Here is a 15,592-nt window from a genome sequence, read left to right as displayed (position 1 = left end):
TATTGAGGATTTAATGGCTAAATTATTCTCGCTGGCGATCGAACTTTTACAAATTTGCTTGTTTCAAATAACCTTCCAAATCTTTAATCCGTTCTTGCGTCACTCTGGCCCTGCAATAACCGTAGGTAGAAGCAGCCAAACTACCGCCTTCAAACTGCCCTTTTGCATACTCACAATTTTCATCTCGAAATTTGATCCAAGTACGCTGGGCTACCGTCAATCTCTGCTTTTGTCTACTGCTGATTTTTGCTTGCAGTTGCTTATAAACTTGATTGAGCTTTTTGTCGGCAGCCTCAAACTCTTGACTAGAACACATATTCATGTCTAGCGTGGTTTGAGGACTTTTGCAGTTAGGCTGTTGGGCGACTTGTACGGGAATGTTGCTGGCTTTGCTGGGAAGCAAAAATCCGGCTGTCAACAACAGCAAACTTGCGACAAATTTTACCCAAATAGTGCTATTTTTCACTTAGTTTCTCCCTTTTTTAATCTTTAATTTTCTCTGCTGGCTGCGCCGATCGCCAAATCCACCAAGCCGCCGCCCATAAAGTAAAATTGCCGAAGAGAGTCATCGCCGCTTGCAGGGTAACGATCCATTCTAGGGCGGGAGAGTTGTCAAAATAGTGCCATGTACAGGCACACATAGCGCTGACGAGAGCGGGCAGCATTGCGGCGGAAAGGGCCCACCAAGCTCGGTTTTGAGTGACTTCGCCGTAAGTCCAAATTAACCAGATGGCGGCAATCCACTCGACGACGCTAGAGACGTGAATAATCCAGGTGGGAATTGACAAAGCGTGCATTTTTTGTATTCTGAACGAAGATGAAAGATTTATCGATCGGGACTTACGCAACAGTCATATAAAGTATGATGAGTCAGTCGATTTTAGATTTTAGATTTTAGATTTTAGATTTACTCCACAGATGAATCTTGGAGCTTGAGCTTTGGTCTAAAATTTTAGGAGCATCCACGACTTAAGTCGGGGCTTGTACCTGTTTTTGGGCTGGTCATACAATTTTAGATTAGCGATTCGAGATTTTATGAGATTTGCGATTTGAGCTGACTGATGACGTAAAGCCTTGAAGCTTGCTGACAGTAGCATTTTTTTGGTAGTAGGATCAAATTTCAAATCTCAAATATCAAAAAAATCTAAAATCTAAAATCTAAAATCTAAAATCGTTAGATTCCCCATCACAAACAAATAAAAGAGTAGAAATGCGAGCAATTTTGTGCGGCTATTACGGTAAAGGCAACGGCGGCGACGAGGCGCTGTTGGCATCGCTACTGCAAATGTTACCAGATGGCGTGACGCCGATCGTCCTGTCTGGCAATCCTGTCGAGACAAATCAGCGGTACGGGGTAGCTGCGCGCGATCGCATGAATGCGTTCCAAGTTCTCGAAGCACTCCGCACCTCCGACGCCCTAATCTGGGGCGGCGGTAGTTTAATCCAAGACGCTACTAGCATTGTGAGCCCTTTATATTATGGGGGTTTGATGGGATTAGCGCAGCGGATGGGCTTAAAAACTGTTGCTTGGGCCCAGGGAATTGGGCCTTTGAAGCGCGAAATGACTCGCAAGCTATCTCAGCGCTGTTTTGCTGGATGCACCGGCGTCAGCGTGCGAGATAAAGGTTCAGCTACTTTACTTGCTGATTGGAAAATTCCCTTTACTTTAGCGCCCGATCCCGTGTGGGCTTTGGAGAATTCCCCCGTGTCGGGTTTGTGGGATTTACCCGCGCCCAGAGTTGCTGTTTGTTTGCGTTCTCATCCTACACTAACTCCCGCCCGTTTGTCAATCTTAACTCAAGCTTTAGTTGACTTTCAAAAAGCAACTCGCACCTTAATTTTGCTGCTGCCTTTTCAAGCGTCTCATGACTTAGAAATTGCCAAACATTTGCACGAAGCCTTGCCCAAAAGAAGCCGCATCCTCAGTTTAGACGATCCGAGAAAATTGAAAGGAGTCTTCCGGGGAGTCGAAATGGCGATCGGGATGCGCTACCACAGTTTAATTATGGCAGCCTCCGAAGAATGCCGCTGTTTTGCTCTCAGCTACGATCCCAAAGTCAGTCAATTGATGGATGAGTTAGAAATGCCGGGATACTTATTATCAGAATTGCCAGAAGATCCTTATTTAATCAGCAAAACCTGGATCGAACACTATGCTAACGGCGACGCCTTATCGCCAGACAGGATAAAATTTATAGTAGAGCGATCGCTCTTTCACCGCGAAGTATTGCAAACTGCACTCCAGTAATCTCATTTAGAGGTGAAATACAATGACAATCAGTACAGCCGAATTAAAAATTACCTGGGAAAAATTGCCAGATGACTTCATCTTAGGGGAGGAACCAGTGGAAAATATCGACCAACCCTTGCTAGCAGCCGCCTTGCGGGAAATCTTAGAAATCGCAGGGCTAATTTTAACAGGAATATTAGTTGCCCCAAACATGGGAATTTGCGCTACATTAAACGGCAAGCTAGTTATCAAAGCTGCAGATTGGTTTTATGCCCGCAACGTCCAGCCGCTTTCCAGTCAAGAAATTCGCCGCAGTTACACTCCCAACTTAGAAGGGGAAATTCCGGCGATCGTCATGGAGTTTTTGTCAGCTAGTCCCAACGATGAATATTCTAGCAAACAAACTTATCCCCCCGGCAAATGGTTTTTTTACGAACAAGTATTGCGAGTGCCAGTCTATGCACTTTTTGAGCCAGCCGCCGGAGTGTTAGAAGTCTACCAGTTGGATTCATCAGGAAAGTATGAAGTACAACCACCAGATTTAAACAGCCGTTATTGGATTGCAGGAGTTGGGTTATTTTTGGGGGTTTGGCAGGGAACAAAGGCCGAAAGAACCGGATATTGGTTGCGCTGGTGGGATGAGAGCGGACAGATGTTATTGTGGGGAGCAGAGATGGTAGAAAGGGAAAGGCAGCGGGCCGATCGACTAGCCGCGCAATTAAGAGCAGCAGGCATTGAACCAGAAGCCTAATGCAATAATGAGCAATTAAAAATTGTCCTTCTGCAATTTAAGATTGCTCATTAATTAAAAAGTATTGAACAACATCGCAAAAATCAATATTTATCTGCGTTAATCCACGTTAATCTGCCTTCATCAGCGGTGAAAAATTACATTCAGGAGACAGCAAAATTGGCAAGAGTAAGAGTGCGGGAACACGTCAATCCCCTATCAATTAGATATCAAGCATCTGCAAGTCCCCCGGATTGGACTAAAATCTATGCCGACTTAAATTTACCGCTGCATTTAGATATCGGCTGCGGCAGAGGACGGTTTTTGTGGCACATGGCGCAAATCCAAACAGACTGGAACTTTCTCGGATTAGAAATTCGGGAACCGCTGGTAGATGAGGCGAATCTTTGGCGGGACGAAAAAGGCTTGACAAATTTGCACTATTTGTTTTGCAATGCGAATAGTTCCCTGAAACCAATTTTAGAAACTTTACCCGCAGGTATTTTGCAGCGGGTTAGCATTCAGTTTCCCGATCCGTGGTTCAAGAAAAAGCACCACAAACGGCGGGTGGTGCAGCAGGAATTAGTCAACGAATTGGCAAATTATCTGGCAATTGGTGGGGAAGTTTTTATCCAGTCAGATATTGAAGAAGTAGAAAGAGAAATGTGCGATCGCTTTTCATCTCACCCGATTTTTAAACGTCAAAATGGCGGCGAATGGTTAGCAGAAAATCCCCTGCCTGTGGCTACAGAAAGAGAAATTGCTACTCTGAAACGGGGTGAACCAGTTTATCGAGCACTCTATCAAAAATAATGCTTGCTTTCGCAAACTCACCTTTGTCATAAATGTTATAACTTACATCTTGCACCTTGGTTAGGAACAGGCTTTTCGGCCTGTTCCACAAAACTTAATTTTCTTGTGGAACGGGCATCTTGCCCGTTCATAAAAGAATTATTTCTAACTTAAACCCAAGACGGCAGCCACATCCGAATATTGAATTCCCACTTCGACAAAGGCAGTCCCAAATAGATAGGCATCCAGAAAATAAAAGCACCCAAAACCAGAAAAATAATTGTTACCCCCATCCCTCGGAGTCGAGTTTGAGGGCTGTGCAGCCACCTGTCAGTCCACCAAGCAAGCGCTAAGGCTGCAAACACAGAACAGCCCATATAATGGTATAAAAATATGCAGCGAGTCACCTTCACCCAAGGCAGCAAATTAGCGGCCCAATTAACTATTAAATATAACCCCAGCCACATTTCAGCAGTCGGCGGAAACAAAATCGGCCGCTGCTGTTCTATCGTGTCAACAGAAGCCTCGCTGCGCGTTTGCAGCCACACCAAAATCCGGTGAACTAAAACTCCTATTACTAGCAGTAAAGCTAAGGTTGACAGCCACCAAAGGAAGGGATTTCCCATTGCGTGAACGTCAAAAATTATCTCAGTTGCACCTTCAGGTAAAGGCGGCAAAACCGGATCTGATTGTGCATTGTTGCTAGCTTTTTTGAAGAAGTAAACTATCGGGCGCAGCATCAACGGCCAACCGTACCACGCGGAACAGTAAGGATGCACATCTGGGCCACTTTTAATCCGCTGGTGATAAGTCAAGATTTCCGTTTGCATCTGCCAGAAATTGGGAGTTGGATTAAAGTGCAGGTGAGGAATCCAAGAGATGCTGTAAACGATAATAGGAATAATAGCTAGACTCAAGCAGAGTTCTATAAAATTGAGTTTAGTCAGTTTTTGTACTGGACTTTCGGCAGGAATTAGAGGTGAATATACCTCGCGGCTTTGTTCTTCATTTCCTCTGTTACCCTGGATAAAACGAACTGCCCAAGCACAGATTAAAATTAGATAAGTACCGAAAAGAAACCACAATCCGTTCCATTTGATAGCCGCAGATGCGCCGAAACCTATCCCGGCTAGTACCAGCCAAAGCCAGCGCTTTTTGCCTTCGGCTTCTACGGATTTTAAAATAAATAACTGACCTAAAATCCCAAATAAAACCAGATAAATGTTGTTTAGGGCGTAGCGAGACTCAACTAAAAACAAACCGTCGCAGGCGATAAATAAAGCAGCAAGAAAAGCAAAGGTGCGGCGCCGAACTAGCTGATAAGCTAGCCCTCCTACAACTAGCGGAATAAAGGAACCTGTAAGAGCATTCAGCCAGCGGTAATCCCAAGGAGAAAGCAGGGAACCAGCCATACTGTTGACGGCTGTTTTTCCGAAGGGAAGGTGAGTGCCGATCCAAATGCCGATCGCAATTATGTACTGGCTCAGAGGTGGGTGAGCGTTGAAAAAAGGAGTTTTTGTGAGATAATTGTTGGCAAATTTAGCGTAATAAACCTCGTCAAATACTAAAGTGTTAAATCGCTCTAGTTCCCAAAAGCGTAAAGTTAAGGAAAATAGAAAAATGCCGAGCATGGCTAGGGAAAAAATAACATTCGATTTGTTAAATTGTTGTTTTTTGATTTTCATAAAACAGCAGCCAATAATTGATCCTAAATTTGAGGGCGATCGCTAATTTAAAATTCCTGAGTATAGAGTAACGTAAAATAGGACTTTTGCAAAAACCGAATTTTTGAGGAGAAACCGGGTTTTTTTGAAATACCCAGTTTCTTAAACCCGGCTTCTAATAATGCTTGGAGAGTGCAGCGAGAAGCAGTAGCGACTATTGTTTCACCATATGCTCCCGATCTAATTGGCAAGCCGGAAGGAAAAGCGCGCATCACAAGGTGCGATAGATTATGATAGCAGCTAATCATGTCTTTTTTGAACGAGTGTTTATGAATCCCATACTTTCGATTTTGGGGCGTTGGGGGTTAGCTGTAGGTGCGACTATGCTGATGGGCTCTGCCGCCGCGCCAAATCCCCAGACATTTGAAAGCTTTGCTGATTTCTGTACCAACAAAGAGAATTTGACCCCTGAAGCCAGACATACGGTGGAGGTGTTGCTATCAAAAGCAAAAACACAAGAGTGCGATCGCGCTCAAAAAACCCTGACTAATCTCACAGAACTTTCCCTAATTCGCAATCAAATAGTCGATATCAAACCATTATCAAAATTAACCAATCTGAGAGAACTCAACCTCAGTACAAATCAAATAACAGATGTGCAACCCTTATCGGGACTGACTAATCTGAGATTTCTCACCCTCACTTCCAATCAAATCTCTGACGTGAAACCATTATCTGGACTGACTAATCTCACACTACTTTACCTAGCTGACAATCAAATAGTCAATATCAAACCATTATCAAAATTAACCAATCTGAGAAGGCTCAACCTCAGTGTAAATCAAATAACAGATGTGCAACCCTTATCGGGACTGACTAATCTGAGATCCCTCGTCCTCAAATTCAATCAAATCTCAGACGTGAAACCATTATCGGGACTGACTAATCTGACAGAGCTTTTCCTCGAAGCTAATCAAATCGTAGATGTAAAACCTTTAGCGGGATTGACTAATCTAACAGGGCTGTCCCTCGCATCTAATCAAATTGTAGATGTGACACCTTTATCGACAATGACGGAGTTGAATTTTCTTTATTTGAGTGGCAATAAAATTGCAGATGTGAAACCATTATCGGGATTGACAAATCTGATAGTGCTTTTCCTAGCATCAAATCAAATCGCAGATGTCAAACCTTTAGCGGGATTGACAAATCTGCCCACCCTAGACCTCAGTAGAAATCAAATCGCAGATGCCACACCTTTAGCGGGATTGACAAATCTAACTAACCTAGACCTCAGTAGAAATCAAATCGCAGATGCCACACCTTTAGCGGGATTGGTATATCTGACCACCCTCGATCTCAGTAGAAATCAAATCCCGGATGGGGAAGCCGATCGATTAATTGAGAAAAACAAACAACGATTAAATCAAAAAACAGATGAAGCCGAGCGATTGCTTCAGGAAGCTAAGCGACTATTGGCTCAGGAAACAGCAGCATCTTACCAGGAGGCCTTGCAAAAGTTTGATGCAGCGCGTTCGCTTTATCAAATGCTTAGAAATCGGGACAAGGAAGCTGAGACGCTGAATATAATGGGCTTGATTAGTAATAGATTAGGAGAAAGACAGCAAGCCCTGAACTACTACAAGCAAGCCCTTTCTGGGTCTCAGACTGTAGGCGATCGCCAGATGCAAGCCCTCATCCTCAACAATATCGGCGCCTTCTACTATGCTTTGGGAGAGAAACAGCAAGCCATCGACTACTATAACCAAGTCCTTTCCTTAATTCGGGAAAGGGGCGATCGCCCTGAAGCAAGTATCAACCTCAGCAACATCTCGAACCTACCCGCAAACAGCGACAAATCTTTGGTCAATCGCACTGCGGAAGCCACCACACTCAACAACATCGGCTTAGCCTACAACGATTTGGGAGAAAAACAGAAAGCAAAAGAGTATTTCAACCAAGCCCTTCCCTTATTCCGCGCTATGGGCGATCGGGCTAAGGAAGCAACTACCCTTACCAATATTGGCTTAGTCTATTCAGATTTGGGAGAAAAACAAACAGCCCTCGACTACTACAAACAAGCCCTCGATTTGAGACAGAAAGTGGGCGATCGGCGTGGAGAAGCCCTCACCCTCAACAATACAGGTACTACTTACTCAGAATTGGGAAAACAGCAGGAAGCAGAAGAATATTTCAACCAAGCCCTGCCGCTGTTTCGCGCTGTGGGCGATCGTCCTGGGGAAGCTCTCACCCTCTACAATATGGCTAATATCAAAGGCGATCGAGGCAATTTAATCGCAGCCCTCACTGACATTGAAACCTCCATCAAAATCATCGAAAACCTCCGCACCAAAATTACCAACCACGAGCTCCGCATATCATACTTTGCCACGGTACAAGACTATTACCAGTTCTACATTCACCTGTTAATGGAACTGCACAAAACCAATCCCAACTCTGGTTACGATCGCAAAGCCTTTCAAGCTAGCGAAAGTTCCCGCGCCCGCAGCCTCCTCGAACTTCTTCAAGAAGCAAACGCCGATATTCGCCAAGGTGTCGCCCCGGAATTGTTGCAGCAAGAACGCAATTTACAACAGCAACTCGATGCCTTAGAAACACGCCGAATCGAAACTCTAAGCCGCCCCAATCATACCCCCGCAGAAAAAGTAGAATTAGACCAAAAACTGCAAACTTTACTAGGACAATATCAGGACATTCAAGCCCAAATCCGCTCCACCAGTCCCCGGTACGCCGCCCTCACCCAACCGCAACCTTTAACCCTGGCCCAGATTCAACAACAAATCCTCGATGATCAGACAATTTTACTCCAGTATTCTCTAGGGAAAGAACGCAGCTATCTGTGGGCTGTGACTAAAACCAGTATCACCAGTTATGAATTGCCTAAACGTACCGACATCGAAAAAGTGGCCCGCAATTTCCGGGATGCTGTGACTAACCCGCGCTACCGAAACATTCCCGATCGAGTTGCTGAAGCTAACAACACGCTCAGTCAAATTATTTTACAGCCCGTAGCAGCACAACTCGCTCAAAAACGCCTGCTGATTGTTGGCGATGGCATTCTCAATTACCTTCCCTTTGCGGCCCTCTCGCTCCCTGAAACACCCGGTAAAAATCGGAATTCGCCTTTAATAGTAGACCATGAAATCGTGCTGCTGCCTTCAGCTTCCACCTTGGGAATATTAAGACAAAACTACAGTGACAGACAACCTCCTACTCGGACTTTAGCGATTCTCGCAGATCCAGTTTTTAGCCCGGAAGATGAACGATTACAAAACCAGTCAACCGCCACCAATCTGCAAGCAATAGAATCAGTAAATCTGGGTTTAAGCCGCTCTGGTCGCGACAATAACATACAGTTGAGCCGTTTAAAATTCACTCGCCAAGAAGCTCAAATCATTCAAGCATTAGTTCCTGCCAATTCTCGCACCGAATCTTTGGATTTTGAAGCCAGCCGCGCCGCAGCAACCAGTCAGAACTTAAGCCAATATAAAATCATTCATTTTGCCACTCACGGTTTAGCGAATAGCACTAACCCGGAACTATCGGGACTCATCTTGTCACTGATAGATGAAAAGGGCAACCCTTTAAATGGATTCCTGAGACTTACGGATATTTTCAATCTCAAATTAGCAGCAGATTTAGTAGTGTTAAGCGCCTGTCAAACCGGAATGGGGCAGAACATTCAAGGCGAGGGCATGGTAGGATTAACACGGGGATTTATGTATGCAGGTGCTCAGCGAGTGGTGGTGAGTTTGTGGAGTGTGGACGATGAAGGAACGGCTACGTTAATGTCGAGTTTCTATCAGGGAATGCTGCAAAAAGGATTAACGCCAGCGGCGGCCTTGAGGGCGGCGCAACTGGAAATGTTGAAGCAGGAAGAGTGGCGTTCTCCTTATTATTGGGCGGCTTTTACGCTTCAGGGGGAATGGCGATAAATTTTATGAAAAACCGTTATGATATCAAGTTTGAATAATTGCTGATAAAACCTATACGGCCATCGGGCATCCGGCTTGCCATGAACAACAGCCAAAAGTCAACAGTCAACCGTCTTCCTTCTTCCTTCTTCTACTAAAGTGTTAAATCGCTCTAGTTCCCAAAATCGGAGTGTTAAGGAAAAGAGGAACACACCGAGCATTCCCAGGGCAAAAACAAACATTGATTTGTGGGATTGTTTTTTGTTGGCGTTCATAAAACATCAAAAAATAGTAGAGGCTAGGTTTGGGAGCGATCGCTAATTTAAAAATACTGAGTTGAGAATAGCGTAAAAATTACAATTATGACTTTTAATCTTCGCGGAGGCAAATCCTCTAAGGGCGATCGCACTTGGAGGATGCGGCACTACGTGCAGCGGTGGACTGGCACAATATGCCCCCGATGTAACCGGCACGCAGTCCGGGAAATCGCACCTGATAAGCTGCGATCGACTATGATACCGGTTAACAAGGTCTTCTTTGAGCAGGTATTTATGAATCTCACGCTTTGGGTTTGGGGGCGTTACGGACTCGCTGTAAGTGCTCTGATTTTGCTAGGAGTCCCGGCGGTAGCTGCACCCAGTGCGATAAAAATTAGTCAAGGGGTATCGCAGCAGTCCGAGGGCAATCCTGCGGCGGCTGCTGCTGAAAGAGCTTTGAAAGAAGGGGATCAAGTTTACCAGGAGGGGACGGCGGAATCTTTAAAAAAAGCACTCGCCAAATATGAAGAAGCGTTAAAGCTGTTTCGGGCCGGGGGCGGTCGCGCTGGGGAGGCTACCACCCTCCACAGCATCGGCAAAGTATACTCAGATTTGGGAGAAAAACAGAAAGCGCTAGAGTATTACAGCCAGTCCCTTCCCCTGAGTCGGGCAATAGGCGATCGTTCAGGGGAAGCTGTCACCCTCACCAACATCGGCAGAGTCTACTCAGTTTTAGGAGAAAAACAGAAAGCCCTAGACTATTACAATCAGTCCCTTTCTTTGAGCCGGGTAATAGGTGATCGCCAAAAAGAAGCCTACAACCTTCTAGGTATTGGCATGATATACGCAGAATTTGGAGAACAGCAGAAAGCGCTAGAGTATTACAATCAGTCCTTTTCTTTGAGCCAGGAAATAGGCGATCGCCGTTGGCAAGCTTTCACCTTGATCGTCGTTGGCAATGTCTATTCAGGTTTGGGAGAAAAACAGAAAGCCCTAGATTATTACAACCAATCTCTTCCCCTCAGTCGAGAAATAGGCGAGCGCTCTGTTGAAGCCTTCGCCCTGATTTCTGCTGGTAGAGTCTACTCAGAATTGGGAGAGAAACAAACAGCCTTAGACTCTTACAACCAGTCCCTTAAATTGTTCCGGGCTATAGGTGAACGCGAACAAGAAGCTCGTACCCTTAACTACATAGGTATTGTCTATTCAGAAGTGGGAGAAAAACAGAAAGCCCTAGAGCATTACGGCCAGTCTCTTCCCATCAACCAAGCTGTGGGCGATCGCTCTGGGCAAGCTGTTACTCTAATCAGCATTGGCCATGTCTACTCAGAATTGGGAGACCAACAGAAAGCTTTAGAGTATTACAGCCAGTCCCTTCCAATTTTCCAGACTCTAGGCGATCGCTCCTCAGCAGCAACCACTCTCACCAGCATTGGCATTGCCTACTCAGAATTAGGAGACAAAGAGAAAGCCTTAGAATATTTTAACCAATCCCTTATCCTCAAGCGCATAGTAGGCGATCGCTCTGGAGAAGCTCGCACCCTCACTGGCATTGGTAACATATACGCAGAATTAGAAGACCAACAAAAAGCCCTAAACTATTACAATCAGTCTCTTTCTTTGAGCCGGGAAGCAAGCGATCGCCAAAGAGAAGCCTACAGCCTTATAGGTATCGGCAGGAGCTACGCAGAATTAGGAAACAAAGAGAAAGCATTAGAGTATTTCAATCAATCCCTTCCTCTGAGTCAAGCCACCCTCGATCGCTCCTTAGAAGCTCTTACCCTCTATAGTATTGCTACTATCAAACGTGACTATGGTAATCTTAACCAAGCTCTCACTGAGATTGAAGCCTCCCTCAAAATTATTGAAAGCCTCCGCACCAAAATTGCCAGCCCAGAACTCCGCACCTCATACTTTGCCACCGTACAAAACTATTACCAGTTCTACATTGATCTGTTAATGCAACTGCACAAAACGCAACCCAAATCTGGTTATGATACCAAAGCCTTTGAAGCCAGCGAACGTTCCCGCGCCCGCAGTCTCCTCGAACTTCTGCAAGAAGCAAATGCCGATATTCGCCAAAGTGTCGCCCCTGAATTATTGCAGCGAGAACGCAGTGTGCAACAGCAACTCGATGCCCTAGAAAAACGGCGCGTCGAAGTTATCAATCGCCCCAACTACACTCCCACCCAAGAAGCAGAATTAGAACAACAACGGCAAACTTTAATCGCACAATATCAGGACATTCAAACACAAATCCGCGCTACTAGCCCCCGGTACGCAGCCCTCACCCAACCGCAACCTCTAACGCTTGCACAAATTCAACAACAAATCCTCGATGATCAGACAATTTTACTCCAGTATTCTCTAGGGAAAGAGCGCAGCTATCTCTGGGCTGTAACCAAAACCAGCATCACCACTTATGAATTACCAAAAGCTGCCGACATCGAGACAAATGCCAGAAAATTCCGCGATGCTGTCACAGCTCCAATTTCCCGAAACCGCCCCAATCAAATCGCCCAAGCCAACGATGCTATCAGTCAAATTATCTTACAGCCCGTAGCAGCACAACTCGCTCAAAAACGCCTGCTGATTGTTGGCGATGGCATTCTCAATTACCTTCCCTTTGCGGCCCTCTCGCTCCCTGAAACACCCGGTAAAAATCGGAATTCGCCTTTAATAGTAGACCATGAAATCGTGCTGCTGCCTTCAGCTTCCACCTTGGGAATATTAAGACAAAACTACAGTGACAGACAACCTCCTACTCGGACTTTAGCGATTCTCGCAGATCCAGTTTTTAGCCCGGAAGATGAACGATTACAAAACCAGTCAACCGCCACCAATCTGCAAGCAATAGAATCAGTAAATCTGGGTTTAAGCCGCTCTGGTCGCGACAATAACATACAGTTGAGCCGTTTAAAATTCACTCGCCAAGAAGCTCAAATCATTCAAGCATTAGTTCCTGCCAATTCTCGCACCGAATCTTTGGATTTTGAAGCCAGCCGCGCCGCAGCAACCAGTCAGAACTTAAGCCAATATAAAATCATTCATTTTGCCACTCACGGTTTAGCGAATAGCACTAACCCGGAACTATCGGGACTCATCTTGTCACTGATAGATGAAAAGGGCAACCCTTTAAATGGATTCCTGAGACTTACGGATATTTTCAATCTCAAATTAGCAGCAGATTTAGTAGTGTTAAGCGCCTGTCAAACCGGAATGGGGCAGAACATTCAAGGCGAGGGCATGGTAGGATTAACACGGGGATTTATGTATGCAGGTGCTCAGCGAGTGGTGGTGAGTTTGTGGAGTGTGGACGATGAAGGAACGGCTACGTTAATGTCGAGTTTCTATCAGGGAATGCTGCAAAAAGGATTAACGCCAGCGGCGGCCTTGAGGGCGGCGCAACTGGAAATGTTGAAGCAGGAAGAGTGGCGTTCTCCTTATTATTGGGCGGCTTTTACGCTTCAGGGGGAATGGCGATAAATTTTATGAAAAACCCTTATGATATCAAGTCAGGTTAATAGTTGATATATCTTATATGGTAATAGTCGAGCAAATTTTTGCAATGTGGCGGAATGCTTTTTGTGATTTTTTTTGTAGGCTGCTACTGCCATTCTCTCCATTGCCTCACAATATCTTCTAGTTCCCCAGCAAACGAATCAGTTGCATAAAGACCAAAGTTATTAATCATCTCGCTTTTTTCTAAGGGAGACTCAGCTTGAAATAGAGATTCATCTAAGTTAAAAAGCGATAATTGGCGAGACTCGTCATCCGATGGATTCTGGTGTAGGGATGTTTGCTGGCTGACAAAATCGCCCATCCGTTCGCAACCCTTAGCAAAACGGCGCAAAGTAGTTGAGATCGCCTCAGAACTATTATCAATTCCTATCCATCTCCTCCCAAACTCCGAAGCAACACTCAAAGTCGTACCCGAACCGGCAAAGCAATCGAGCACTAAATCATCAGGATTTGATGAAGCTCGAATAATTCTACTAACTAGATCACGGTTTTTCTCTGTTGGATAACCTGTAATTTTAATATTCTGATTGTGAGCATCGCGAAACTCTAGCCAAATATCTTGTACGGGAATCCCGCTACTGCTATCCAAATATATCTTGCGACGGGGATTTCCTGTTGCAGACCAATATATTTCCCCTCTAGCATCCATTTCATCTAGTGTTTGAGGTGGAAATTGCCAATGCTTTCCCGGTGGCGGATTCATCCCTCGCCAAGACTTTCCAGTTTCGCCATTTCGCACTCCCGGCGCATGAATCGGAACCTTTTTATATCGCCGTCCAGTTTCCTTTTCAATATATTCATATTCTTTGTTGGCGCGCTTATCAGTCCATTCTTCAACAGGACGATTCCAGACATAAGTATCTGATTTACTATAAAACAGGATAAAATCTGAAACATTCCCGTAAGTCTTTTTTGTGTAGTTCTTGGGATTACATTTTTTGCGAGTAATCCAATTTCTAAAATTGCGTTGACCAAAAATTTCATCCATAATCACCTTGATATAAAATGCCATTTTATCATCAAGATGGACATATATTGAGCCGTCATCAGCTAATAACTCTCTCAATAGTATCAACCTCTGACGAATAAATTCAATATAACTGTTCCCTCCTAATAAGTCAGAATAAGCCGCAGTCTGAGAACGCGATTGAAACACACTTTTAGTTGCAAAAGGCGGATCTATATAAATTAATCTTACTTTACCTTTTACTGAACTATCTTTAAGTAAAGATGCTAAAATTGGTAAATTATCACCATAGTAAAGACGGTTTTCATTTGCCAGACTTAGCTGTTCATTGCTAGACCACAGTTTTACACATTCAGCTTGATGAGTGTCTAAAACTTCACTTGCAGGCACTTTTCCTGGATAGGAAAAGCACGCATCCAAGCTATTGTTTAATTGGCTTTCACTAAAATTAGATGCAGCTTGACCCTGCGATTGTTTTTTAGAAATACCCGTAGCCATTGTCACTCCTATTTTCAAGAACGCAGCCATTCCACTGTAATCCGATCTGGAACCATACGCAGTGTCAATACAATAATCTTGTCTTGCCAGCTATTTTCAATATTTGCGTAGTCATCCCACATCGATCCGAGTAAGAGACCAGGCCCATCATTCAGGAAAATTACTTTAGTTCTTAAGTTATGATTTTGTGTATAGCTGAGGATTTCATCAGCGCAGCTACGATAACCACCTGTTCGGTCGTCTTCTTGTGCACCGCCTCTATCTGAATCATATCTTGCCAATCCTATTGCCAGCAAGTCATTTTCATTAATATCGTAAATCACAAAATCAACAGGACGTTTCGGGTTGGGATAGTTGGCGAAGACATTTCCCATCAGGATATCTTTTCCAGCTCGCTCTGGCCCTCTGATTGCCAAGTAGGGAAAGTGTAACCGGAATAAGGAGAAAAATCTTTCAGTTAAGTCGTATCCCTTTTTTCCGCGACTTTTGTATTCCCACAATAAAGCCGACAGTGCCTCATCGGGAATTGGACGAGTCATATAAGCAGCTTGAACTTCTTGAACAGACCTAAAACGTACTCCGAACTGATTGCAAATTTCCGTTGCCTTTTTTTTCCTTCTGAGCATTTCCACGGGAAGCTCAGGGCTGACATACTTGCGAAACACCCTAAAAAGTTGAACTCGCATCCATGTGCTGGGAACCTCTGAAATCTGTATAAATAGACGCACCGATGATTCAGAAGTCCTGAGTAATTGCCCAAACATTACTAGAACAGGTTCGTAAAGTTCGCAAGCCTCCTGCAATATATCGGGATAGTATTCTCCGGCAGTCAAGGTGATCCAGTTCTGTCCATCGGCTTTGTAGTCTGCAAAAGAGTTGCGTCTTCCCGAACTCATATCACTCATTCCTCATCTCACAATTAACTCCTTCATAAAGTTCCTTAATTGAATTTGAAACCATATCGCACGCCCGCCCATGAAAACTAATCTAACATCAT

General features: G+C 44.6%; 10 protein-coding genes. 5 read left to right on the top strand and 5 right to left on the bottom strand.

Going from position 1 to position 15,592, the window contains the following annotated elements; all coding sequences use genetic code 11:
• Nucleotides 1-46: 46 nt before the first annotated feature.
• Together QUA83_RS00475 and QUA83_RS00470 are read right to left on the bottom strand one after the other, a co-directional pair.
• Nucleotides 47-466, bottom strand: a complete 420-nt coding sequence (locus tag QUA83_RS00475; RefSeq protein ID WP_333290845.1) for a lysozyme inhibitor LprI family protein — start codon at nt 464-466, stop codon at nt 47-49.
• 16 nt (nt 467-482) lie between these two features.
• Complete coding sequence (locus QUA83_RS00470; RefSeq protein ID WP_333057176.1) at nt 483-797, bottom strand: DUF2499 domain-containing protein; 315 nt, start codon at nt 795-797, stop codon at nt 483-485.
• 413 nt (nt 798-1,210) lie between these two features.
• Between QUA83_RS00470 and csaB the strand changes: the two genes are divergently transcribed.
• The 3 genes from csaB (at nt 1,211) to trmB (ending at nt 3,773) form a co-directional block, all read left to right on the top strand.
• Nucleotides 1,211-2,248: a polysaccharide pyruvyl transferase CsaB gene (gene csaB, locus QUA83_RS00465; protein ID WP_333290844.1), complete on the top strand. Its 1,038-nt coding sequence runs from the start codon at nt 1,211-1,213 to the stop codon at nt 2,246-2,248.
• Nucleotides 2,249-2,270: 22 nt separating this feature from the next.
• Nucleotides 2,271-2,981, top strand: a complete 711-nt coding sequence (locus tag QUA83_RS00460; protein WP_333290843.1) for a Uma2 family endonuclease — start codon at nt 2,271-2,273, stop codon at nt 2,979-2,981.
• Nucleotides 2,982-3,140: 159 nt separating this feature from the next.
• A complete protein-coding gene (gene trmB / locus QUA83_RS00455) occupies nt 3,141-3,773 on the top strand; it encodes a tRNA (guanosine(46)-N7)-methyltransferase TrmB (protein ID WP_333290842.1) in 633 nt (210 codons plus the stop codon).
• Between the two features lie 149 nt (nt 3,774-3,922).
• Here trmB and QUA83_RS00450 read toward each other — a convergent pair whose 3' ends face one another.
• Nucleotides 3,923-5,437, bottom strand: a complete 1,515-nt coding sequence (locus tag QUA83_RS00450) for a phospholipid carrier-dependent glycosyltransferase (RefSeq protein WP_333290841.1) — start codon at nt 5,435-5,437, stop codon at nt 3,923-3,925.
• A gap of 269 nt (nt 5,438-5,706) precedes the next feature.
• Here QUA83_RS00450 and QUA83_RS00445 point away from each other — a divergent pair, with 269 nt between their 5' ends.
• Nucleotides 5,707-9,372: a CHAT domain-containing protein gene (locus QUA83_RS00445; protein ID WP_333290840.1), complete on the top strand. Its 3,666-nt coding sequence runs from the start codon at nt 5,707-5,709 to the stop codon at nt 9,370-9,372.
• 341 nt (nt 9,373-9,713) lie between these two features.
• Nucleotides 9,714-13,094 (top strand): tetratricopeptide repeat protein, encoded by a 3,381-nt coding sequence (locus tag QUA83_RS00440; protein WP_333290839.1) that lies wholly within the window; start codon nt 9,714-9,716, stop codon nt 13,092-13,094.
• A gap of 121 nt (nt 13,095-13,215) precedes the next feature.
• On the opposite strand, the gene QUA83_RS00435 is transcribed toward QUA83_RS00440, so the two are convergent.
• Together QUA83_RS00435 and QUA83_RS00430 are read right to left on the bottom strand one after the other, a co-directional pair.
• Nucleotides 13,216-14,625: a site-specific DNA-methyltransferase gene (locus QUA83_RS00435; RefSeq protein WP_333290838.1), complete on the bottom strand. Its 1,410-nt coding sequence runs from the start codon at nt 14,623-14,625 to the stop codon at nt 13,216-13,218.
• The gene (locus QUA83_RS00430; RefSeq protein ID WP_333290837.1) at nt 14,610-15,491 is read right to left on the bottom strand and encodes a hypothetical protein; all 882 of its coding nucleotides are present in this window, start codon (nt 15,489-15,491) and stop codon (nt 14,610-14,612) included. The genes QUA83_RS00435 and QUA83_RS00430 overlap by 16 nt, the downstream gene beginning before the upstream one ends.
• Nucleotides 15,492-15,592: the final 101 nt, after the last annotated feature.

This window comes from Microcoleus sp. K1-B1 (genome assembly GCF_036704705.1).
In the GTDB taxonomy this organism is placed as follows: domain Bacteria; phylum Cyanobacteriota; class Cyanobacteriia; order Cyanobacteriales; family Microcoleaceae; genus Microcoleus.
This window is presented reverse-complemented; position numbering and strand designations above follow the sequence as displayed.